Consider the following 21,131-nt stretch of genomic DNA (forward strand, 5'->3'; position numbering starts at 1 on the left):
CTGCAACGGGGCGCCACCATCGTCAACACGACCAGCGTCACCGCCTATAAGGGCAGCCCGCAACTGCTCGACTACTCCGCGACCAAGGGCGCCATCGTGGCCTTTACCCGCAGCCTCAGCCAGAACCTCGCGGAAAAGGACATCCGCGTAAACGCCGTCGCCCCCGGCCCGATCTGGACGCCGCTGATTCCCAGCACGATGGACCCGCAGAAGGTGGCGAGCTTCGGCCAGGATGTACCCCTGAAGCGCCCCGGCCAGCCCGCCGACGTGGCCCCCTCCTACGTCTTCCTGGCCTCCGAGGACAGCAGCTACATGACCGGGCAGGTGCTGCATCCGAACGGGGGCGAGGTGGTGAACGGGTAGGTTTTAGCCGTCAGCGACCAGCCGTCAGCAAAAGCAATTCTGCTGACGGCTGGTCGCTAAAAGCTGACAGCTTCTTATTCTTACGCCTCCGTCCCCAGATTTTCCCGCGCCCACTGATAGAACTCCGGCTTGTAGAATTCCAGCCGGACTTTCTTGTATTCCTTCGTCGAATAAAGGATGGCGTGGTCAATCCCCTGCGCCACTTCCTGCTCGATGGCGGCGATCTTACCGAAAGCCTCTTCCTTGCTGCGGCCGTGGACCATCGTGAAGATGGTGTAGGGCCACTCGGGGTAGGTGGGGCGCAGGTAGCAGTGGGAGACGGCCTTGAACTCGGCCATCCGGCGGCCCACCTCGGCCACGTCCTCCTGGGGCACGGCCCAGACGCCCATCGCGTTGAAGGTGAAGCCCGCCTTCTGGTGGCGGAAGACGGCGGAGACGCGGCGCAGCGCCCCGGCGGCCTTCATGCGCCCCGCATGGGCGGCCAGTTCGTCGATGGTCAGGCCCAGTGCCGCGCAGGCGTCCGCGTAGGGTTCCTCGGTCACGGGCAGGTCCTTCTGGAATTCCAGCACGAAGGCGCGGTCGAGGTCGGTCACCTGATAGCCCAGGTTGCGGTCGGCGCCCGTGTACTGGGGTTTGGCCTTGGCGTTCCAGTCCTCCTTGCCGCTCATGTCAAACTCCACACCGATCTTGAAGAGGTGCAGCGTGGGCATCAGGCGGGTGACCTTGGCGCCGCTCAGCTCGTGCAGCTTCATCACGTGCGCTTCGAGGTCGCTCTCGGGCGGCACGGCAATCGTGTACCAGAGGTTGAAGCTGTGGTTGCGCTTGTAGTTGTGGCTGACGCCGGGGTGGCCGCTGACGATCTCCGCCCCCGCGTCGAGCCGGTCCTCGTCGTACTCGGCGGCGACCAGGCTGGACTGGTAGCCCAGGGTGCGGGTGTCGAAGATGGCGCTCACCTGCCGCAGCACCCCTTCGGCCTTCACCTCGCGCAGGATGTCCAGGGCCTCGGCCTCGGTCAGCCCGACTTCCTCCGCAATGACGCGGTAGGGGTGCTGGACGATGGGAATATCGCGCTGGATGCGGTTCAGCAGTTGCTCACGCGGCGTCACCGACGCGGGGGTGGGAGCGGTGGCAGTCATGCGCCCACGATACCCCCGCCACACGCGGCAGAACGTCCCCGAACGAACGGTCAGGGGAAGCTTTCAGCAAAAGCTCTCCCCTGCTGACAGCTGAAAGCTGGCCGCTGATGGCTCTCCATAGGCCACAATGCACCTATGGTCACCGCAATCGTGATGGTCCAGGCAGAGCGGCAACGCATTCAGGAAACCGCCGTGGCGCTGGCGGGCGTGCCGGGGGTGCGCGAGGTCTACAGCGTGACGGGGGAGTGGGACATCGTGGCGGTGCTCAAACTGGACCGCTACGACGACCTCGACGACGTGGTCACCGGGCATCTGCGGAAGGTGGAGGGGATCACCCGCACGCAGACCATGCTCGCCTTCCGCACCTACAGCGAGGCGCTGCTGGACCAGGGCTTCGGCGTCGGCCTGGACGAGAGCCAGCCGTCCTGATCCCTGGCCCTGCTGATGCATCCCAGGACACGACACCGCGCGTTTTTCTTTGCGGCCGGGGGTTTTCCCAACCTGTGAGCGAGCCAGCAGGCGGCCAAAAGATACAGGGGGTCTGGAGATAGACGGGGCGGGCCGCTTCAAGAAGGGGAGCATCTTTACAGACATGCGGGCCAGGACCCATACTCTGGTACTGGAGGAGTCAACATGGCTTACAAGAAACTCAGCGAGCAGATACAAGAACTCAGCAATCCCCAGCGCAGCGACGCCTTTGTCAAGCAGTTCCGCGAAGCGGTGCGTGAAGGCCAGTTCGATGCCACGTATCTGCCCGAACGCTTCACGATGCCCAAGGCGTTCAGCCGCCGCGGCGCGGAAGGCAGCTACCAGCGCGACACGAAGGACATGCTGTTCGAGGTGACGCCCGCCTTCGAGCAGTGGTTCGAGCAGACCAACAATGAACTGGGCGCGTCCCGCCGCACCGGCACGGTCAAGCCCACCGCCGAAAACATCGAGGCCGGGCTGGTGGACTTCAGGGCGCTGGCGGAAGAAACCCGCCGCAAGATGCAGGCCAGCTACGAAAAGGGCCAGGCGCTCGGCAAGAGCCGCGCCCGCAATACCAAGGGCGGCGGCACCAAGAGCAAGAGCAGCGCCAAAGCCAAGTAAGCGCGGCATAGAAACGGGGGCAGGTGAGGCGGCTTTTCCGTCTCCCCTGCCCCCTGGTCTGCTCCGCTTGTCTCCCGCCGGGCCGTATGCTGTCGGGAATGATGGTTGCCACGCCTGACCCGAGAACGGATTCGACCTCCTCCACACCCCGCCGGGGCCTATTGATCGTGATGACGGGCGCGTCCGGCGTCGGCAAGGGCACGCTGCGCGAGCGCTGGCTGGCCGGGCAGGACGTGTTCTACTCGACCTCTTGGACCACCCGTGAGGCCCGCAAAGGCGAGCGCGACGGCGTGGACTACGTGTTCGTGACGCCCGAGGTGTTTCAGGAAAAGGCCAGCCAGGACGGCTTTCTGGAGCACGCGCAGTTTGTGGGCAACCACTACGGCACGCCCACCGAACCCATCGAGGCGGCGCTCGCGCGCGGGCAGGACGTGGTGCTGGAGATCGAGGTCGAGGGGGCCATGCAGGTCAAGGCGCGCATGGGCGAGGCGGCGGTGCTGGTGTTCATCATGCCGCCCAGCCTCACCGAGTTGCGCCGCCGCCTGACCGGCCGCGCGACCGAGACGCCGGAGCGCATCGAAAAACGTCTGGCCCGCGCCCGGGACGAGATCATGGAGGCCCACGCCTTCCGCTACGTGGTCGTGAACGACGATCTGGACCGCGCCGTGCGTGAACTCCAGGCCGTGCAACGCGCCGAACATGCCCGCCAGCGCCCCGAGGCCGAGTGGACGGCGGAGGACCGCGAGGCGCTGCGGCTGGCTGACACGGTCCGCAGCAGCGCCCTGACCCGCGAGGACCTGGAGCGCGTGGTCGAGAGCTGAGGCCCCAGGCACGGTAGGCTGCCCCATGCCACTCGAACTCGTGCAGGGGGACATCGGGCAGGAGCGGACGTGCGCCGTCGTGACCGCCGCGAACAAGGAACTGGCCGGTGGGGGCGGCGTGGACGCCGTGATTCACCGCGCGGCGGGGCCCGAGCTGCTGCGGGCCATCCGCAGAGTGGGCGGCACACCGACGGGAACAGCGGTGATCACGCCTGCCTTCCGCATGGAGGGCCAGGGAGTGCGCTTCGTGATTCACGCGGTCGGGCCGATCTGGCGCGGCGGCGGGCAGGGCGAGGCGGCGCGGCTGGCGGGCGCGTACCGCGAGAGCCTGCGCCTCGCCGTGGAGCACGGCTGTGACTCGGTGGCCTTTCCGGCCATCAGCACAGGCGTCTACGGCTACCCCAAGGAGGAAGCGGCGACCGTCGCCCTGCGGACCATCCGTGACTTCCTGACCACGCATCCGGACCTGCGGGTCCGGGTCGTGCTGTATGACGGCGGCACCCTGAACGTTTTCCGCAGGGCACTCGCGGCTCTTGAGGAGAACGGCGGGACCGGCTGAAGCGGGGCAGGCTCAGCCGCAGTGGCCTGCCGAACAGGGTTCCTTTCCGGCGAGAAGGCCCGGCTCAACCCGTACTGCCGAATGCCTGGGGGCCGTGCCTCTGAGCGGCTGGATGAACAGGCGGACCGGGGAGGCAGGCTGATGGGGCGTTGACGGTTTCTGCCTGGAACCTGTTGATCTCTGCCTGGCGGCTGCGTGGCTCCGGCCGGAAAGCTCCTCTGCCATGCCTGCCCCCCTGGAGGTAGGGATCGGCCGTTGGCTACAGAATTATGAAAAGACAAGGGGACTTCGGCTTTGGCCGGTGCTGAGAAGGCTTGAGTTTGTTGCTCCTCCCCCCTGGCGGGGGACTCGGAGAGCTGCTTGCAGAGGTTGGGAGGGGGGCGGTCCTGCCCTCTGGACTTCCCCTTTTCAAACAGACACCGGAAAGCTGATGCAGCCAGCAGCGGGTGAGCTGTGCGCCGACCCTGTTTCTCCCGTTCTTTTCCCCGGCTCCCGAATGCATAAATTGACGTTCCCTGCATTCCACGCTATAGTGTTTGACATCACCGCCCGAAGAGGCGGGTTTTTTATTGCCCCGAGTGGCCGGTTTATCCTGCTGGACATGACTGAACTCTGGCGCACCCTCTACGGAACCGTGCAGCCGCTCGACTGGCTGTGCCTCGCGCCGCACCCCGACGACGCGGAGATCGGCGCGGGCGGCACCCTGATCCGTCTGGCGCGGGAGGGTCGGACGGTGGGCGTGCTGGAACTGTCGCGCGGCGAGCGGGGCACCCAGGGTACCCCTGAGGTGCGGGAGGCGGAGTGCGTGGCGGCGGCACGGATCATGGGCCTGGCCTGGCGCGGGCAGCTCGGCTTACCGGACGGGGAGCTGGCCGATACGCCGCAGGGGGCGGCGGCGCTGGCGGCGGTGCTGCGCGCGGTGCGGCCGCGCGTGCTGGTCGTGCCGCACCACCGGGACCGCCACCCGGACCACTTCGGCACCTACCACCTCGCCAAGCGGGCGCTGCATCTCGCGGCGCTGCGCAAGGCGGACGTGGGAGGTGAGCCGCACCGCGTCTCCCGCGTGCTGCTGTACCAGGGCAACGCGGACATCGACGCGAATCTGCTGGTGGATGTGGGGGCGGTGCTGCCCGACTGGGAGGCCGCGATCCGTGCCCATACCAGCCAGTTCACTGGCGAGTACGTGTCCGAGACGGTGACCCCGGAGATCGTCGAGCGCCGCCGCGCCCGCCTGATGTACTGGGGCACCCTCGTCCGCGTGCGCTACGCCGAGGCCTTCGAAACCGAGGAACCGTTGCTGGTGGACCCGGCAGGGCTGTAGCGGCGACCTGCGCGGCGCGGGGATCACTCGGGATTCGGCAGGGCTCGCGTGACGGCCCGGCCCGGCCAGAGGTAATAAGCCTCGGTGAGCAGGAATACGGCGGCCCCCAGCGTGAACACGCCCGCCGCGCCGAAGCTGGCCCAGGCGGCACCCCCCAGCAACGGCCCGGCAGCGTAGCCCAGGGCCTCGACCGCCATCACGGTGCCCCACGCGGCGGCCCGGTGACCGGCGGGCAGCACCCGGCCCACCAGCCCGTTCCAGCCGGTGACGAACGCCCCGTACCCCAGGCCCAGCAGTGGCGCGAGCAGCCACAGCCGCCCTTCCAGTCCCGGCAGCGCCGCCAGCGCGAAGGTCAGGGCCAGCAGCAGCAGGCCCGGCGTGAGTGCCCGGCGGGGGTGCGCCAGGTCGGCCAGCCTGCCCGCGCCCCACAGGCCCAGCCCGAAAGTGCCCAGGGCCAGCAACCCCGGTCCGATCAGGTCCCCCAGCCCCAGCCCCAGCCGCGCGAGCAGCGGATAGAACAGGGTGACCAGCAGCCCCGGCGCGAGCGTCTGCGCGAAGGCGGCGGGTAGCAGCACGGCCACCCGCGCCCAGCCCTGCCACATGCCGCCCGGCAGCGCCGCGCCGGGGAGGTGGGGCAGGTGCAGGCGCAGCAGACTCAGCGCCAGCAGCAGGGCCGCGCCCTGTGCCCCCACCAGCAGCGTCCAGGCGGCGGCGGGATGCGCCAGCATCAGCGGCCCGACGCCCAGCACGCCGCCCAGAATCGCCGGGGCCACGCTCAGGCTGGAGACGGCCAGCGCCCGCGCCGTGCGCCCCGGCCGGGCCAGCGCCTGTGAGGTGCTCATCACGCCCGGCCACAGCGCCGCGTAGGTGACGCCCCACAGCGCGCACCCCAGCACTCCCCACGCCGGGGAGGGCGACAGCCGCGCGCCCAGCACGGCGGCCAGCCCCAGCACGCTCCCCAGCGTCAGCACCCGCCCCAGCCCCCAGCGTTCCGTGACCAGCCCCACCGGCCCTTTGGCGAGCGCGTCCGCGAGGTAATGGACGCCGACCATCCCCCCGATCACCGCCGTGCCCAGCCCCAGGTCCGGCCCGGTCACCGGCAGCGCCGACACGAAAAACCCGCTGCGGACCAGTTCGCTGGTGAGCAGCAGCGCCAGCAGCCGCAGCATCACCAGGGGACGGGTCCACAGCATCAGTGCCGATTGTAAGGGCCGGGCGGTGAGGAAACGGTCAGTCGCCGCCGAGGCGGGCGCGGGTCCGGCGCAGTATGGCCGTGACCAGGCGGGTGCCCTGCGCCTGCAAGGTGTCCCGCTCGGCCCGCAGCGCGGGGCGCTCCTCTTCCGGCAGGTGCGGCAGGTTGATCTCGGCCGTCAGCAGGCCAGCGCGCAGGGCACCCGCCAGAATCGCCGCCCCCGCGCCCACGTCACTCGTCACTTCCGTATGGACGTGCGGGAGGATTTGCCGGGCGAGGTTCAGGGCCTCCACGAGCGTCCGGGCCAGCTCAAGGGGCGCCCGCACCGCCGCCCGTTCCGCACGGTCCAGGGCCTCTGCCCGCTCACGTTCCTGCGCCGGGGTGTCCTGCGGGAGCCGGGTGGCCTGGACGTAGGCGCCAAAGGCCCGCACGTCCTCGTCTGCCAGGGCCTGAAGCCGCTCCCGCAGACCAGTCGCGGTCTGGAGGACCCGGAGCAACTCCTCCTCTCCCTCCCGGTGCTTGTTCAGGGTGATGTGCAGGGCCATCTCCAGCAGTGCCGCGCCGAAGGCCCCCGTCAGGGCCGCCGTGGAGCCGCCGGGAGTGGGTGCGCCGCTCGCCGCCGCCTGGAGAAGATCGAGGGCCGGGCGTTGCCACAGGGAGGACATGCCTGAACTGTACCGGGAGCGCAGGCCGCGTGACCCCGGCTTGAGGAACGGCTGAAGGCTCCCTCGCCCTGCCCTGTGACCGCGCATCCGGTCAGGGCCGGAAGACGCCTCTAGCCTGTCGGGATGAGGTCCACGGTTCTCCTCCTCCCGGCCTGGCTGCCCAGGACGCAGGCGGCCCGCAAACCTGAGCCGCAACCCACAGAAAGCCCGGATAGATTCCGTGGGGTTGCTCAAGGCGAGGCTGGCGGCGTGCGGAGGGCCGGATGATGAGGCGGCTCCTGAACCTCGTGCTGCTGCTCCTGATCGCCGGGGCGGGATATATCGCCTTCATGGCCCCGGAGAAGCTCCCCTTCAAGATGCCCTGGGCGTCAACCCGGATGGCACCGACCGGGGAAAAGGGGGCCCCCACGACCGACACGCCCAGCCCCACCGCGCCACTGGGTGAGGTGACGGACGCGGCCTTGAAGGCCTTCGTGGCGCAGCAGCCCATCAGCATCCAGGCATTACGGGCGCGGGAGTACCCCGGCAGCGCCCTGAAGGTCGTGCGGAAGCTGAACCCCGGCGTCAACTATTCGCGCCAGATCGTGAGCTACCAGTCGGACGGCCTGACCATCTATGGCCTGCTGACCGTCCCCAACGGCACCCCGCCCAGGGGGGGCTGGCCCGCCATCGTGTTCAACCACGGCTACATCCCGCCCGACGAGTACCGCACCACCGAGAGGTATGTCGCCTACCAGGACGCCTTCGCGCGGGCGGGCTTCGTCACCCTCAAGAGTGACTACCGGGGGCACGGCCACTCGGAAGGCGAGGCCCTGGGCGGCTACAACGACCCCGGCTACACCGTGGACGTGCTGAACGCCGCCGCCAGCCTGAAAAAAGACCCCCGCGTGAACCGGGCCCGCCTCGGCCTGTGGGGGCACAGCATGGGCGGGCAACTGAGCCTGCGGGCGATGCTGGTGGACCCCGACCTGAAGGCCGCCTCCCTCTGGGCGGGCGTGGTCGCCAGTTACGACGTGCTGGCGACCGACTGGAACCGTGCGCCGGGCGAGGAAAAGCGCACCCTTAATCCCCTGGGCCGCCGTTACCTGCGCGCCCTCAGCCCCAATGCCTACCTAAAGGACCTGAACGGGCGGCCCATCCAGCTCCAGCAGGGCACGGGGGATGAGGAGGTGCCCTACAGCTTCCAACAGGACCTCGCCCACGACCTGCGCGCCGCCGGGCAGAACGTGGAGGCCTACCGCTACGAGGGCGACAACCACAACCTCAGCCGGAACCTGGGGCTGGCGCTGAGGCGCAGCGTGGAATTTTTCAAGGCGAATCTGTAGGGGATCAAAAAAACGCCACCGGGGAGGCAGCGTTTGGAGGGTTCTGAGGGTCAGCGGCTGAGGTCGTATCCGGTGATTTTCGCTGCCGGGCTGGGGTTGCTGTCGCTGAGGGGAAAGTTGCGGTTGTAGAGGTTCCAGCCACGTTTCACCGTCATGGCGGGGGTGATCTCCTCGCCGTTCACCTTGACGGCTGGAATGTCGCCGCCCAGGAGGCTGTAGACCAGCCACTGCCGATTGCGCGCGAACGGTTCCCCAACGTTGTAGGTGCCGGTGTTGTTCGTGTCGTTGTACACCACCACCTGATAGACCCCGGCCACCGTCGCCAGGGTGGGCGCGTCCGGCAGGTCAAACCCGAAGGCCCAGGTGTTCGGCCCGCCGCTCGGCACCACGTTCTGCGGCTGGTTGCCGTCGTTCGTGACGGCCGACGGAAAGCCCACCCCCACCAGTGCCAGCCGCAGGTGAGGATTTTCGCCCCAGTCCCCGCTGATAGTGCCGCTCAGGTTGTAGGCGTCGGGCGCCTTCACATCACGCGAGCCACACGCGGCGAGGGTCAGGGGCAGCAAAAGCAGAACGGCAGGGCGCATGGCCCCAGCGTAGGCGCTCAGACTGACGGGCGGGTGAAAGGGCGTGAGGCGACCCCCACGCCCCACTCACCGCCCCCCCTTCACTTCCCCTGCTGCGCCAGCCGCAGGTAATACGCGCTGCTCTTGTCGCTTGGGTCGAGCTGCACGGCCTGGGCGTAGGCTTCGGCCGCCCCGGCGTAGTTCTTCATCTCGTAACGGACGCGGCCCAGCCAGGCCCAGGCCTTGGCGTACTGCGGGTTCTGGCGGGTGGCGTCGAGGAAGCCCGCCTCCGCCGCCGCCTGGTCGCCCGCCGCGTACTTCGCGTAGGCGCCCCGGAAGGTCTGCACCGCCTTCAACCCGTACTGCTCGCCTTCCTGCGCCAGCGCGAGGTTGTAGCGGTCGCTGGCGGTCGCGTCGGGCAGGGCGGCCGCCCCCTGATACGCGGCGCGGGCGGCCTGCGCGTTCCCGAGTTCGAGCGCGAGGCGGCCCGCTTCCCGCCAGGCCTCGGTGAAGTTGGGGGCGGTGCGGGCCGCTTCCTGAAACCCGGCGAGCGCCTGGGCCTGGCGGCCCGCGTCCAGATCGACGTAAGCGCGGCTGAAGGCGCGGGTGGCCGCCGGACCGTAGCGGCTGGCCCGCTGCGCGAGGCCCTGGAAGTACGTGAGGGTCTTGTCGCCCGGCTTGAGTTGCAGGGCGCGGGCGTACAGCGTTTGCGCCTGCGCGTAGTTCCCGGCTTCGAGCGCAGTGCGGGCCGCCCACGTCGCGCAGTCCACGTTCTGCGCGTCGAGGTTCAGGCAGGCGGCGAAGAAGCGTGCGGCCTCCTCCGGCTGGTTGCGCGTGTACGCGGCGTACCCCAGGTTGTACTGGACCGCCGCGGCCTGCTGCCGGTCCGCATCGCTCGCCTGCGGCACGGCCTGAAAGTAGGCGTTCCAGGCGAGTTCGGCCTGGCGCCAGAAGCCGACTTCCGTGTAAATCTGCGCGCGGAGCTTCAGGTACTCGGGGTTGTTCGGCGCGAGCTGCACGGCCTGCTCGGCGGCGGTGGCGGCCTGTTTCCACAGAATCTGGTCGATGCTCGCGCTGCCCTTGGGATAGGTGCGGCGGGCCTGCTCCACCAGGTCGCGGGCCTGGGCGGCGGCCTGCTCGGCGGTCTGCCCGGGCGCGGGGGCGGGCGCGGCTTGCGCGGGGGCGGGCACCGCCGTCTGCGCGGCGGCGAGGCTGCCCAGCAGGGCGGCGGTCAGCATCAGGGCAAAACGTGTGGGCATGGTCCCTCGACCCTAGGGGGGCATGCTGGGCGGGACGTGAGAAAAGGAATCAGACGCGCTTCGTTCCGGCCGAAGGTGCCGCGTGGCCTGCGCTCCGCAGAGGGCCTCTGATAAAATGAGAAGCTATGGCCGAGGCCCCCCGCGTTTACCCCATCCGCCTGTACGGCGACCCGGTGCTGCGCCGCAAGGCGAGGCCGGTGCAGCCGACCGACACCCTGACCGTCCCCGGCTTCTCCCCGCAGTCGGTGCGCGAGGTCGCCCACACCATGCTGGAGACGATGTTCGAGGCGCGCGGCGTCGGCCTGGCCGCGCCCCAGGTGGGCCTGCCGGTGCGGCTGTTCGTCGCCGTGGAGTACGAGGACGACGAGGAGGAGAATGAGGGGCAGGAGGCACCCCTGAAGTCCCGCGTCCTGCGCGAATTCGTGATGCTGAACCCGGTCCTGACCGTCACCGACAAGAAAAAGGACCGTTCCTACCAGGAAGGTTGCCTCAGCATCCCCGGCATCTATGAGGAAGGCGTAGCCCGTGCTCGCGCCGTGCAGGTGCGTTACACCGATCTGGACGGGCAGGAGCGGACACTGGAGGCAGACGATTATCTGGCCCGCGTCTTCCAGCACGAGACGGATCACCTCGACGGCGTCTTCTTCCTCGACCGCCTGCCCCCGGCCGTGACCGAGGACCACCGCAAGGAGCTGGCCGCGATGCAGCGCCAGGCCAAGGCGTACCTGCAAGGGCTGGCCGAGGCCGAGAAACTGCGGCGGGAGCGGGAGGCTTGAGCGCCCCCACCGCGCCGCGCGTGGCCTTTTTCGGCTCGCCCGCCTTCGCGCTGCCCGTGCTGGAAGCCATCCGTGAGCAGTTCGAGGTGGTGCTGGTGGTCGCACAACCCGACAAACCGGTGGGCCGGGGCCTCAAGCTCACGCCGCCGCCCATTGCCGCCCGCACCGCCGGGCTGGGCCTCCCCCTCGCGCAGCCCAAGAAGTTGCGGGGAAACGCGGCCTTCGAGACGCAGTTGCGGGAGAGCGGCGCAGATGTGGCGGTCACCTGCGCCTACGGCAAGATTCTGCCCGCCGCGCTGCTCACCGTCCCCCGCTTCGGCTTCCTGAACACCCACACCAGCCTCCTCCCCGCCTACCGGGGCGCGGCGCCGATCCAGTGGGCCTTGATCCGGGGCGAGACGGTCACCGGCACGACCATCATGCAGACGGACGCGGGCATGGACACCGGGCCGATCCTGCTTCAGGAGGAACTGCCCATCGCGCCCGAGTGGACCAGCATCGAACTGGCCGAGGCCCTGAGCACCCAGGCCGCGCGGCTGATCGTGGAGGCCCTGTCGCGCCTGCCTGATCTGACGCCGGTTCCGCAGGACGAATCAAAAGCCACCCACGCTCCCCTGCTGGTGAAGGAGGACGGCTTCGTCCGCTGGCAGGACAGCGCGCAGGCCGTGGTGAACCGTTTCCGGGGTGTGGCGGCCTGGCCGCAGACGACCGCATTTCTCAATGGAGCGAGGCTGAAGCTGAGTGGCCTGAGCGTCACGGAAGGCCAGGGCCAGCCGGGCGAGGTGCTGCGCGTGGACGGAGAGGGGCTGACCGTCGCGTGCGGCGGGGGGGCGGTGCGGGTGCAGACGGTCCAGCCGGAAGCACGCAAGTCGCAGGCCGCGTCGGTCTGGGCACAGGGGGCGGGGGTCGGGCCGGGCACCCAGTTTGACCTGTGGCCCGAGGCGGAGGACAAGAAAGGCTGACGCTTGAGTCAAAAGCTCAGGACTGACGCGAACCTCTGGAGCGGAAGGTCGGGGGAATTGAGAAAATGTGGCGCTGGGACGCTCTGCCCGTTCACCCCCTCTGCTTCGCAGCTTTGCAAGTCCCAGCCTCTCGCGGTGCGAGCTGTACCAGTCCCCCCTCTGCTTCGCAGCTTTGCAAGTCAAGGGGGAGGCGAAAAAACAGTGTCCTACACGCTTTCCTCTTCCCAATCGCGTAAGTCCTGAGCTCTCTGCCTATTTCTTCTCCCCGAAACTCGGCACGTCGTTCCCGTAGATCGCAAAGGCGTCGCAGCGTTCGCGGAGCACGCATACCGGGCACTTCGGGCGTGCCCAGGTGCAGACCTTCTGCCCATGCCGCAGCAGGTTGAGGTGCAGTTCGAACAGGAAGGGCGGGTCGGGTGGCAGCAGTTTCAGCAGTGCCCGGTGCGCGGCCTGCTCGCCCATCCGCGGAATCACGCCGACGCGGGTGGTGACGCGGTGAACGTGCGTGTCCACCGGGAAGACCGGGCGGGCATAGTTGAAGAGCAGCACCAGCGAGGCGGTCTTCACGCCCACGCCCGGCAGGTCGGTGAGCCACTTCAGCGCGTCCCCCACGGGCAGGTCCGCCAGAAAATCGAGGTCGTACCCACCCCGCTGCTCGCGGATCGCGCGCAGGGTGGCCTGGATGCGTGGCGCCTTGCTTTCCGGGTAGTTGCTGCGCCTGATCGCGTGGGCGACCACCTCGGTGGGGGCCTCGATGATCGCGTCCCAGTCGCCCAGTTGCCGCAATTCCTGGTAGGCGATCTCCTCGTCCTGCTGGGTGGTGCGCTGCGAGAGGATGGTGCTGATGAGTTCGTGCATCGGCTCCCGGCGGGGAACGAGGTGTTTCTCGCCGTACTCGGCCCGCAGGCGCCCGAACATCCACGTGAGCAGTTCGGCCCGCTCCACAGCGGGGCGGGCCACGTTCAGCTCGGGCACCTCAGTCACGGGTGGTCGTGGGCGTACTCGCTCCGGGAAGACCGTCGTCGCGGCCCCCCTCGGCGGGCTGGTCCTTCGCGGCAGGGTCAACGCCTGGATTCTGGCCCCGGTCCTGCGGCGGGATCGGGTGACTCTGGCCCTCGGCGGGGGACTCGTTCGCGGGGTCGAAGTTGGGCGCCTTGCCCCGGTCCTGCGGCGGAATCGGATGGCTCTGGCCCTCGGCTGGCGCGGTGTTCGCGGGGTCGTAGGGCTTCTTCTGCGAATCGTCGGTCATGAAATTAGCCTGCCTGCACGCCGGGCCAAGCAGGCGAGACTCAGGTGAAGGCGCATTTAGAGGCCACCGGCAATAAAAAAGCCGCCTCTCGGGCGGTGATAAAAAAAGGATAGCGTGGGATGCAGGGGAAGTCAACTTATGCAGGCCGCTGAGGGCGGGGCAGAATCAACAGATGGAGACGCGCACTCTGAAATCGGATGACGTTCAGCGGACCAGAATGGCTCAGGTCTTCGCCTCCCACGTCGCCCCGCTTAACCGCTGGGTCGAACTGGAGCGCGCGGAAAGCGGACGCTGGATACCCTATTTCGATCCGGCAGACGGCGGCATGGCGGCGCAGGTGCTGCTGCTGCTCGAATCCCCCGGCCCGGTCGTGAGCCGCACCCGGTTCGTCTCGATGGACAACCCCGACGGGACGGCGGAAAACCTGCGCTGCCTGCTGCACCTCTCGGGCCTGAGGCGCCGCGACGTGCTGATGTGGAACGCCGTCCCCTGGCAGATGAGCGAGGGCGGCGTCGTGACCCCCCGGCCCGCGCAGTATGCCGAGGCGGCGCCCCTCACCCGGCAGCTCCTCTCCCGGCTACCCAGCCTCCAGACCGTCGTGCTGGTGGGGCGACACGCCGAGCGCGCCTGGCCGCTGGTCGGCTCACCGCTGTCCACCCTTGCCTGCCCGCACCCCAGCCCGCAGAACTTCGTCTCCCGGCGGGAGGCGGCGGCGCAGGCGCTGGGAACACTGGTCGAGGCCCGGAGGATGATCTCCGTCAAGGAGAACAGGGCTGCTCCCGTCTCTGCGGGGTAGCCCCTGCCCTTTCCGCCCGCCTCAGCTCCGCGTCATCTCCAGCGGCACGACCCAGGCGTCGAACTCTTCAGGCGTAACGTACCCCAGCCCCAGCGCCGCTTCCTTCAGGCTGGTGCCTTCCTTGTGGGCCTTTTTGGCGATGGCGGCGGCCTTGTCGTAGCCGATGTGGCGGTTCAGCGCCGTCACCTGCATCAGGTTCTTGTCGAGGTTTTCCCGGATGCGGGCCTCGTTGGGCTGGATGCCGGTAGCGGCGTTGTCGTTGAAGGCGAGGCAGGCGTCGCTGATCAGGCGGATACTTTCCAGCACGGCGTGGACCATCACCGGCTTGAAGACGTTGAGCTGGAAGTTGCCCTGCGTTCCGGCGAAGGCGACCGTCGCGTCGTTGCCGAAGACGCGCGTGGTGACCATCGTCATGGCCTCCGACTGGGTCGGGTTCACCTTGCCGGGCATGATGCTGGAGCCGGGTTCGTTCTCGGGAATGGTGATCTCCCCGATGCCGTTGCGGGGGCCGGAGGCCAGCCAGCGCACGTCGTTCGCCATCTTCATCAGGGCGCCCGCCAGGGTTCGCAGGGCGGCGGAAACCTGCACCAGCGCGTCGTGGGCGCTGAGGGCGGCGAACTTGTTCTCGGCGCTGCGGAAGGGGAAGCCGGTTTCGGCCTCGTACTTCTGCGCGGCGAGGTCCCCGAACTGCGGGTGCGCGTTCAGGCCGGTCCCGACCGCCGTGCCGCCGATGGCGAGGTCGTAGAGGCCCTGCTCGGCGTGCTTGACTTCCGAGAGCGCAAAGTCGATCTGCGCGACCCAGCCCCCGATTTCCTGCCCCAGCGTGATCGGCGTGGCGTCTTGCAGGTGCGTGCGGCCCACCTTCACCAGGTCCTTGTACTGCTCGGCCTTCTGCGCCAGCGTGCCCCGCAGCTTGCCCACGCTGCCGTACAGCCGCTCGTTCAGCTCCAGCACGACGGCGATGTGCATGGCGGTCGGGAAGGTGTCGTTGCTGCTCTGGCCGCGGTTCACGTGGTCGTTGGGGTGGACGGGCTTCTTGGAGCCCATCTCGCCGCCCGCGAGTTCAATCGCGCGGTTGGAGATCACCTCGTTGGCGTTCATGTTGCTCTGGGTGCCCGAGCCGGTCTGGAACACGACCAGGGGGAAATGCTCGTCCAGCTTTCCGGCGATCACCTCGTCGGCGGCCCGCACGATCAGGTCGGCGATGTCCTGCGGCAGTTCGCCCAGTTCGGCATTCGCCTGCGCCGCGCCTTTTTTCAGGATGCCGAGGGCGCGGATCACCGGGCGGCCCCACACGAAGGTGTCGCGGCCAATCGGGAAGTTGTGAATCGAGCGTTCGGTCTGCGCGCCCCAGTAGCGGTTGGCGGGCACCTGGACCTGGCCCATCGTGTCGGACTCGGTGCGGGTCTGCCCCTGCGTGGTCTGCGTCATGCCCTGAGTTTAATCGGCGGCGGGGGTCACTTCCTGGGGAACGCGCTCAGAACACGCAGCGGCCCGAGCTGCGGGGCCAGTCCACGCTCAACCCCGCAGCTTCATGGCCTGCGACGTTCAGCCCTTCCCGCCTACTCCAGCCCACACGCACGCTTCCGAGCTGACGTTCCTGCCATCCCAGGGCGGCGGTCCAGTCGTGACGGGCCAGCCCCGGCCAGATGCTTTGCGCCTGCGCCGCCTGCTCCGGGGCGCAACCCTGGAGGAAGCTGCGGGCGACGTGGACGAGGGCCTGCCGCTGTGAGGCGGTGGGTGAAGTCGTCTCCACGTAGGCCCGCAGACTGTTGACGGTTGAGCTGTTGTCGATGGCAACCGGCGACAGCAATACACGCTCGGCTTTCGTGCCGACGCGGACCTGCGCGGCATAGGCGTAACCGACGCCCGACATCCAGCGGGCGGAATCCACCTCGAAATTCCCGGTGGGCGCTTCCGTGACCGTCACGCCGGGCAACCTCCGCAGGGCGGCGTCACGGGTGAGGGGCGCCGGTGGACCTCCGCCTCCCGCCAGGGCCAGCCCGCTCAGACACAGGGCCAGTCCTCCCCACCGCTGGACAACCTTCATCGCCCGAGTTTAATCGGCGGCCGCCCCTTCCTGGGGAACGTCCAGCGCTGCCGTCCCCCGTTCCGCGCGCACCACGCCCACCCAGGCCAGCGTCCCCAGCGCCATCATCCCGGCGCAGAGGGCAAACCACAGCGTCACGGGTAAGCGGTCCACCAGCGGCGACACGGCGGCCAGCGCCAGCGGCATCCCCAGCGACGAGGCGGCCCCCAGCACCGCGAAGACCCGGCCCAGGTAGGCGGCGGGAACCATCTGCTGCATTAGGGTCGTCAGCGGCGTGTTCAGCAGGCTCAGGCCGAAGCCGAGGACCAGCGCGCAGGCGAGCAGGACTGGAAAGACGGGCGCCCACCCCATGCCTGCGTAGGCCAGCGTCACGACGACGAAACCGGCGGTCGTGCCCACACGTGGCGGCAACCGCTGTCCCAGCACGGCGATCAGCGCCCCGGCGAGCAGCATCCCCGCACTTTCCAGCGCGAGATAGACGCCGTAGCCCCGCGCCCCCGCCCCCAGCGTCTCCATCAGCTTGGGCAGGACCACCATCACCGGGGCCAGCGCGGCATTCAGCACGAAGCCGATGACGGGCACGAAGCTCAGCACCTTCGAGCGCCGCATCAGCCGCAAGCCCGCCCGCACGTCGGCCAGCACGCCCGAAGCGGCCTGAGCGGGAGGACGCGGCGGCAACCGCACTCCGGTCAGCAACGCCGCGAAGATCAGAAAGCCCACGCCGTCCAGCACGATGGCCAGCGCCGGGGACCAGCGCGAGACGATCCAGCCGCCCGCCAGCGTGCCGAGCAGCCACAGACCCTGATTGACGCTGCCCAGCAGGCCGTTCGCCCGCGCCAGCTCGCGCTCAGGCACCAGCCCCGGCACGGCGGCACTGCTGGCGGGATTGGCAAAGATGGTCGCCAGCCCGGCCAGCAGCGCCGCCCCGTTCACCACCCAGAGCGGCACCTCACTCCAGGCCAGCGCCAATCCGCCCACGGTGAGTTGCAGCAGCCCGCGCGCGATGTTGGCAGCGATCAGCGGCACCTTCAGGCTCACGCGGTCCACCAGCGCCCCCGCGAGCGGCATCAGCACGAAGGGCGCCAGGCTCAGCGCCAGCGTCTGCGCCATGCGGCCCGCCGAGCCGGTCTGGTGCAGCACCAGGAAACTCAGCGCGATAGACGCCAGCGCCGAGCCGAGTTGCGACTGCGCCGAGCCGAGCAGCCACAGGATGAAGTCACGGTTCCAGAGCTTCGCGGGCATGGCCTGAGTCTGAAAAGGGTCTACTCGAAAGGACAGGGGCCTTTTGGAGTTGGCGCCTTCTACACTCGTCGCATGACCGGGCATCAAGTGGCGAACGCGGCCCAGGCGGCCCTGCTGCTGGACGTGACGCTGCGCCCGCTGCTGGGGTTCCTGATGCACGCGCCGCGCAGCGCGAGTGAGGTGGCCGCACATCTGGACGTGAACTTGCAGCGTGCCCATTACCTGCTGGGCAAGCTGGTGCGGGCGGGCGTGGCGGAGGTCGTCAGCGTGCAGCCCCGCGCGGGGCGGGCGGTCAAGTGGTACCGGGTGGCCCCGCGCTGGTTCATTTCCTTCGAGGTCACGGGCGCGGAGACACTGGAAGCCTTTCTGGCCGCGCAGATCCTGCCGCGTATGGCACGGTTCGTGCAGCTCAGTACGAACCTGCTGCGTGAGCACCAGCCGATCTGGGGCTACTGGCTGGAACAGGGACCTGAGACGAGCAATCTCCGCATGGGCGACCTCGGCGGGACGGCGGATGCCCTCTTTGTCGGAGACGAACCCTTCCTGCTGAATATTGGCAACAACCGCCTCAGCCGCGAGCGGGCCGCCGAACTCAAGCGCCGCCTGATCGCCTTACTGGAGGAGTTCAGCGATCCGGAAACCGCAGGCGCACCCGAGTACACCATCGGCCTGATGCTGGTGCGCGGCGGCGTGGACTGAAGCGCCGTTCACCTTTCCCCTCCCAACACCCCAGCCTTCAAAAGAAGGACAGCTCACTTTCCCTCATTGCTCCTTACCGTACGGTAAGTCAGTCTTAGTTACCTATCGGTAAGTAAGCTCGGGAGGTTCTATGTATCTGGCCCTGCGCGAACTGCAACATCACCGCTTCCGCTCACTGCTGATCGGCGGCATCGTCGCCCTGATCGCCTTCATGGTCTTTATGCTGACCGGCCTGACCCGCGGTCTTGCCCACGACAACGCGGCGCTGCTGATCGAAACCCCCGCCACCCATTTCGTCACCATCAGGGATGCCGAGGGCGTCTTCACCCGCTCCTTCCTGACCGCCGATGACGTGCAGCGCATTCGGGCCATCGCCGGAAAGGACGCCACATCCCTCGCCCAGAGCTTCGCCAGTTTCAGCAACGGCGAGCGGCAACTCAGTGCCGTGCTGGTGGGCGTGGAGCCGCAGAGCTTCATGACGCCCACAGCCACGCAGGGCCAAGCCCTGAAGGCAGACAGCACCGGCGCGGTCGTGGACGCCTCCTTCCGCGAGGACGGCGTGAAGTTGGGGGACACCCTCACCCTCAAGCCCAGTGGCGACACCGTGAAGGTCATGGGCTTTACGGAGGGGGCCCGCCTGAACCACCAGCCGGTCGTCTTTGTCACGCTGGACCGCTGGCACGCGCTGAATCCCCGCACGGGCGACACGGTGAACACCGTCGCGCTGAAGACGGACGCCGCCACCGCCGCCCGCCTCGCCCAAGTGGACGGCCTGGGCGTCTCGACCCGCGCCCAGACCCTCCAGGCCCTCCCCGGCTACAAGGAGGAGCAGGGCAGCCTGACGATGATTCAGGTGTTCCTGGTGGTCGTGGCTGCCTTCGTGATGGCCGTGTTCTTCTACGTGCTGACGCTGCAAAAGACGCCGCAGCTCGGGCTGCTCAAGGCCATCGGGGCGAGTACCCGGACCCTGGCCGGAAGCCTGGTGGCGCAGATGCTGCTGCTGACCGTGCTGGCCGTGGCCTTCGCTGGACTGGTCACGCTGGGGGCCGTGGCGCTGCTGCCCGCCGGGCTGCCCTTCGCGCTGACCACCCCCACCCTGCTCGGTGCCTCTGCCCTGCTGGTCGTGGTCGCGGCCCTCAGCAGCCTGCTGAGCCTGCGGAGCATCGCCCGCGTCGATCCGCTCATTGCGATTGGCACGGCGGCTTGAAGGCCCCGCAACCTCTCCCCCACCCCCAAAGGAGCTGCCATGACTGCGATTCTTGAAACGCCCCGCCCCTTCCCACAGGCCGCCAACTCCATGACCCCCATCCTGTCCCTGCGGAACGTCAGCAAGACCTATGGCGACGGCGAGGGCACCATCACCGCCCTGCACCCCGCCACGCTCGAGGTCCGGCCCGGCGAACTGGTCGCTGTGAATGGCCCCAGCGGCAGCGGCAAGAGTACGTTCCTGTCCATCGCGGGCGCGTTGCTGCGGCCCACGTCCGGGCAGGTGGTCATCGCGGGACAGGACGTGACGGCGCTACCCCAGGGCGCGCTGCCCGCCTTCCGCCTGGAACACCTCGGCTTCGTGCTCCAGAGCAGCAACCTGATTCCCTACCTGACCATGCGCGAACAGCTCACGCTGGTGCCGCGCCTGGCGGGCAGCAACAGCCGGGAAGCGGCGCGGCAGGCGGACGAGCTGCTGCGAACCCTCGGCCTTCTGGACCGTGCCCGCCATTACCCCGATGCCCTGAGCGGCGGGCAGCGGCAACGGGTGGCCATCGCCCGCGCGCTGATGAACGACCCGGCGCTGATCCTGGCCGACGAACCCACCGCCAGCCTGGACGGGACGCGGGGCCGCGAGGTGGTGCGGATGCTCGCGCGGGAGGTTCACGAATGGGGCAAGGCCGCCGTGATGGTCACCCACGACGAGCGCGTGCTGGACCTGTGCGACCGCGTGGTTCAGATCGTGGATGGCCGCCTGAGCGGTTGACCTCACCGTCTGCCCGCCCTCTCCGTGACAGACTTTCCCGCATGAGTGAGATGTACGACGTGGCGATTGTCGGCGCTGGCCCGGTGGGGCTGGCCGCCGCCATCGCCTGCAAGCGTGCCGGACTGAGTTACGTGGTGCTGGAGAAGGGCTGCGTGGTGAACGCCATCTTCGAGTACCCGACCTACATGACCTTCTTCACCACCGCACCCGAACTGGAAATCGGCAACCACCCGATGGTCACCGGCCACGACAAGCCCGACCGCCGTGACGCGCTGATGTACTACCGCCTGGTGACGCAGCGCGAGGAGCTGAACGTGCGCCTGTATACCGAGGTGAAGCGCGTTCACGCGGCCCCGGCGGGCTTCACGCTGGAGGTCGAGACGCAGGACGGAACGCCGGATGTGGTCGAAGCCCGGCGCGTGGTGGTGGCGACCGGCTACTACGACAATCCCCTTCACCTGGGCATCCCCGGCGAGGACGGCGAGAACGTCAGCCACTACTACACCGAGGCGCATCCCTTCATGGACCTGAACGTGACTGTGATCGGCGCGGGCAACAGCGCCGCCGACGCGGCCCTCGACCTCTGGCGCGGCGGGGCGAACGTCACGATGGTGGTCCGCGCGCCCGAGCTGAAGTCCACCATCAAATACTGGGTGCGGCCCGATCTGGAAAACAGGATCAAGGAAGGCAGCATTCACGCCCACTTCAATTCGCAGGTGGTCGAGATTCACCCCGAGCATGTGCTGGTGCAGCGGGCCGACGGCACGACCTTTGAATTGCCCACCCACTTCACCTTCGCGCTGACCGGGTACCGGCCCGACCTCTCCTTCCTGGCAGGCCTGGACCTAGCGCAGCAGGCCGACGAGTGCCTGGTGCTGGACGAGCATTACCAGAGCACGGTGCCGGGCCTCTTCGTGGTCGGGTCGGCGGGCTTCGCGGGCAAGACCAATCAGGTGTTCATCGAGAACGGGCGGCACCACGCGCTGCTGGCGGTGGCGGAGATCGAGCGGCAGTTGGCCCGGACACGACCGGCAGGGGCGCCCGAGCTGGCGCCTCTCCCCTCCCCTACCGCATGAAGATCAGTCATCTTCG

General features: G+C 68.6%; 24 protein-coding genes (1 of these 24 running past the window's edge). 14 read left to right on the forward strand and 10 right to left on the reverse strand.

The window, feature by feature from the left end; genetic code table 11:
• Positions 1–363: the 3' portion of an SDR family oxidoreductase gene (locus tag E5F05_RS20845; protein ID WP_129117664.1), read on the forward strand. It extends 576 nt beyond the left edge of the window; only the last 363 of its 939 coding nucleotides appear in the window; the start codon falls outside the window, past its left edge; the stop codon is at positions 361–363.
• A gap of 80 nt (positions 364–443) precedes the next feature.
• On the opposite strand, the gene ahbA is transcribed toward E5F05_RS20845, so the two are convergent.
• Complete coding sequence (ahbA, locus tag E5F05_RS20850; protein ID WP_129117665.1) at positions 444–1,499, reverse strand: siroheme decarboxylase subunit alpha; 1,056 nt, start codon at positions 1,497–1,499, stop codon at positions 444–446.
• Between the two features lie 135 nt (positions 1,500–1,634).
• Between ahbA and E5F05_RS20855 the strand changes: the two genes are divergently transcribed.
• The 5 genes from E5F05_RS20855 (at position 1,635) to bshB1 (ending at position 5,289) form a co-directional block, all read left to right on the forward strand.
• On the forward strand, positions 1,635–1,928 hold the full coding sequence (locus E5F05_RS20855) for an Lrp/AsnC family transcriptional regulator (RefSeq protein WP_129117666.1): 294 nt from the start codon (positions 1,635–1,637) through the stop codon (positions 1,926–1,928).
• Between the two features lie 204 nt (positions 1,929–2,132).
• Positions 2,133–2,588: a hypothetical protein gene (locus tag E5F05_RS20860; RefSeq protein WP_129117667.1), complete on the forward strand. Its 456-nt coding sequence runs from the start codon at positions 2,133–2,135 to the stop codon at positions 2,586–2,588.
• A gap of 86 nt (positions 2,589–2,674) precedes the next feature.
• Complete coding sequence (gene gmk / locus E5F05_RS20865; RefSeq protein ID WP_129117668.1) at positions 2,675–3,409, forward strand: guanylate kinase; 735 nt, start codon at positions 2,675–2,677, stop codon at positions 3,407–3,409.
• Positions 3,410–3,434: 25 nt separating this feature from the next.
• Entirely contained in the window at positions 3,435–3,968 is a 534-nt protein-coding gene (locus tag E5F05_RS20870; protein WP_129117669.1) for a macro domain-containing protein, read from the forward strand.
• A 601-nt stretch (positions 3,969–4,569) separates the two neighbouring features.
• Positions 4,570–5,289 (forward strand): bacillithiol biosynthesis deacetylase BshB1, encoded by a 720-nt coding sequence (gene bshB1, locus E5F05_RS20875; protein ID WP_129117670.1) that lies wholly within the window; start codon positions 4,570–4,572, stop codon positions 5,287–5,289.
• A 23-nt stretch (positions 5,290–5,312) separates the two neighbouring features.
• On the opposite strand, the gene E5F05_RS20880 is transcribed toward bshB1, so the two are convergent.
• Positions 5,313–6,482, reverse strand: a complete 1,170-nt coding sequence (locus E5F05_RS20880; RefSeq protein ID WP_129117671.1) for an MFS transporter — start codon at positions 6,480–6,482, stop codon at positions 5,313–5,315.
• A gap of 37 nt (positions 6,483–6,519) precedes the next feature.
• Positions 6,520–7,146: a cyclodeaminase/cyclohydrolase family protein gene (locus E5F05_RS20885; RefSeq protein ID WP_129117672.1), complete on the reverse strand. Its 627-nt coding sequence runs from the start codon at positions 7,144–7,146 to the stop codon at positions 6,520–6,522.
• Positions 7,147–7,412: 266 nt separating this feature from the next.
• On the opposite strand from E5F05_RS20885, the gene E5F05_RS20890 reads away from it, so the two are divergent.
• The gene (locus E5F05_RS20890) at positions 7,413–8,471 is read left to right on the forward strand and encodes an alpha/beta hydrolase family protein (RefSeq protein ID WP_129117947.1); all 1,059 of its coding nucleotides are present in this window, start codon (positions 7,413–7,415) and stop codon (positions 8,469–8,471) included.
• A 50-nt stretch (positions 8,472–8,521) separates the two neighbouring features.
• Here the strand turns inward: E5F05_RS20890 and E5F05_RS20895 are convergent, their stop codons facing one another.
• Entirely contained in the window at positions 8,522–9,055 is a 534-nt protein-coding gene (locus E5F05_RS20895; RefSeq protein WP_129117673.1) for a hypothetical protein, read from the reverse strand.
• Between the two features lie 80 nt (positions 9,056–9,135).
• Positions 9,136–10,293 (reverse strand): tetratricopeptide repeat protein, encoded by a 1,158-nt coding sequence (locus tag E5F05_RS20900; protein WP_129117674.1) that lies wholly within the window; start codon positions 10,291–10,293, stop codon positions 9,136–9,138.
• Between the two features lie 125 nt (positions 10,294–10,418).
• Between E5F05_RS20900 and def the strand changes: the two genes are divergently transcribed.
• Positions 10,419–11,069, forward strand: a complete 651-nt coding sequence (gene def / locus E5F05_RS20905; RefSeq protein WP_129117675.1) for a peptide deformylase — start codon at positions 10,419–10,421, stop codon at positions 11,067–11,069.
• The gene (gene fmt, locus E5F05_RS20910) at positions 11,066–12,031 is read left to right on the forward strand and encodes a methionyl-tRNA formyltransferase (RefSeq protein WP_129117676.1); all 966 of its coding nucleotides are present in this window, start codon (positions 11,066–11,068) and stop codon (positions 12,029–12,031) included. The genes def and fmt overlap by 4 nt, the downstream gene beginning before the upstream one ends.
• A gap of 252 nt (positions 12,032–12,283) precedes the next feature.
• On the opposite strand, the gene E5F05_RS20915 is transcribed toward fmt, so the two are convergent.
• Both E5F05_RS20915 and E5F05_RS20920 read right to left on the reverse strand, forming a co-directional pair.
• The gene (locus tag E5F05_RS20915; protein WP_164973366.1) at positions 12,284–13,015 is read right to left on the reverse strand and encodes a monofunctional DNA glycosylase; all 732 of its coding nucleotides are present in this window, start codon (positions 13,013–13,015) and stop codon (positions 12,284–12,286) included.
• Entirely contained in the window at positions 13,008–13,280 is a 273-nt protein-coding gene (locus E5F05_RS20920) for a hypothetical protein (RefSeq protein WP_221274170.1), read from the reverse strand. Before E5F05_RS20920 ends, E5F05_RS20915 begins: the two co-directional genes overlap by 8 nt.
• 217 nt (positions 13,281–13,497) lie before the next feature.
• Here E5F05_RS20920 and E5F05_RS20925 point away from each other — a divergent pair, with 217 nt between their 5' ends.
• Positions 13,498–14,076 carry a uracil-DNA glycosylase gene (locus E5F05_RS20925; RefSeq protein WP_164973367.1) on the forward strand — a complete coding sequence of 193 codons (579 nt, stop codon included), beginning with the start codon at positions 13,498–13,500 and terminating at the stop codon, positions 14,074–14,076.
• Positions 14,077–14,097: 21 nt separating this feature from the next.
• On the opposite strand, the gene fumC is transcribed toward E5F05_RS20925, so the two are convergent.
• From fumC to E5F05_RS20940, 3 genes are read right to left on the reverse strand one after another with little or no spacing between them, the layout of a single operon-like run.
• Positions 14,098–15,507, reverse strand: a complete 1,410-nt coding sequence (gene fumC / locus E5F05_RS20930; RefSeq protein WP_129117678.1) for a class II fumarate hydratase — start codon at positions 15,505–15,507, stop codon at positions 14,098–14,100.
• A 46-nt stretch (positions 15,508–15,553) separates the two neighbouring features.
• Entirely contained in the window at positions 15,554–16,126 is a 573-nt protein-coding gene (locus tag E5F05_RS20935; protein ID WP_129117679.1) for a hypothetical protein, read from the reverse strand.
• 9 nt (positions 16,127–16,135) lie between these two features.
• Positions 16,136–17,368, reverse strand: coding sequence for an MFS transporter (locus E5F05_RS20940; RefSeq protein WP_129117680.1), 1,233 nt, complete (start codon positions 17,366–17,368; stop codon positions 16,136–16,138).
• Between the two features lie 72 nt (positions 17,369–17,440).
• Between E5F05_RS20940 and E5F05_RS20945 the strand changes: the two genes are divergently transcribed.
• From E5F05_RS20945 to E5F05_RS20960, 4 genes are all read left to right on the forward strand, one after another.
• A complete protein-coding gene (locus E5F05_RS20945; RefSeq protein WP_129117681.1) occupies positions 17,441–18,067 on the forward strand; it encodes a winged helix-turn-helix domain-containing protein in 627 nt (208 codons plus the stop codon).
• Positions 18,068–18,197: 130 nt separating this feature from the next.
• On the forward strand, positions 18,198–19,274 hold the full coding sequence (locus E5F05_RS20950) for an ABC transporter permease (protein WP_129117682.1): 1,077 nt from the start codon (positions 18,198–18,200) through the stop codon (positions 19,272–19,274).
• 39 nt (positions 19,275–19,313) lie between these two features.
• Complete coding sequence (locus E5F05_RS20955) at positions 19,314–20,039, forward strand: ABC transporter ATP-binding protein (RefSeq protein WP_241687063.1); 726 nt, start codon at positions 19,314–19,316, stop codon at positions 20,037–20,039.
• Positions 20,040–20,080: 41 nt separating this feature from the next.
• Entirely contained in the window at positions 20,081–21,115 is a 1,035-nt protein-coding gene (locus tag E5F05_RS20960; protein WP_164973368.1) for a YpdA family putative bacillithiol disulfide reductase, read from the forward strand.
• Positions 21,116–21,131 lie beyond the last annotated feature (16 nt).

It is taken from the genome of Deinococcus metallilatus (assembly GCF_004758605.1).
In the GTDB taxonomy this organism is placed as follows: domain Bacteria; phylum Deinococcota; class Deinococci; order Deinococcales; family Deinococcaceae; genus Deinococcus; species Deinococcus metallilatus.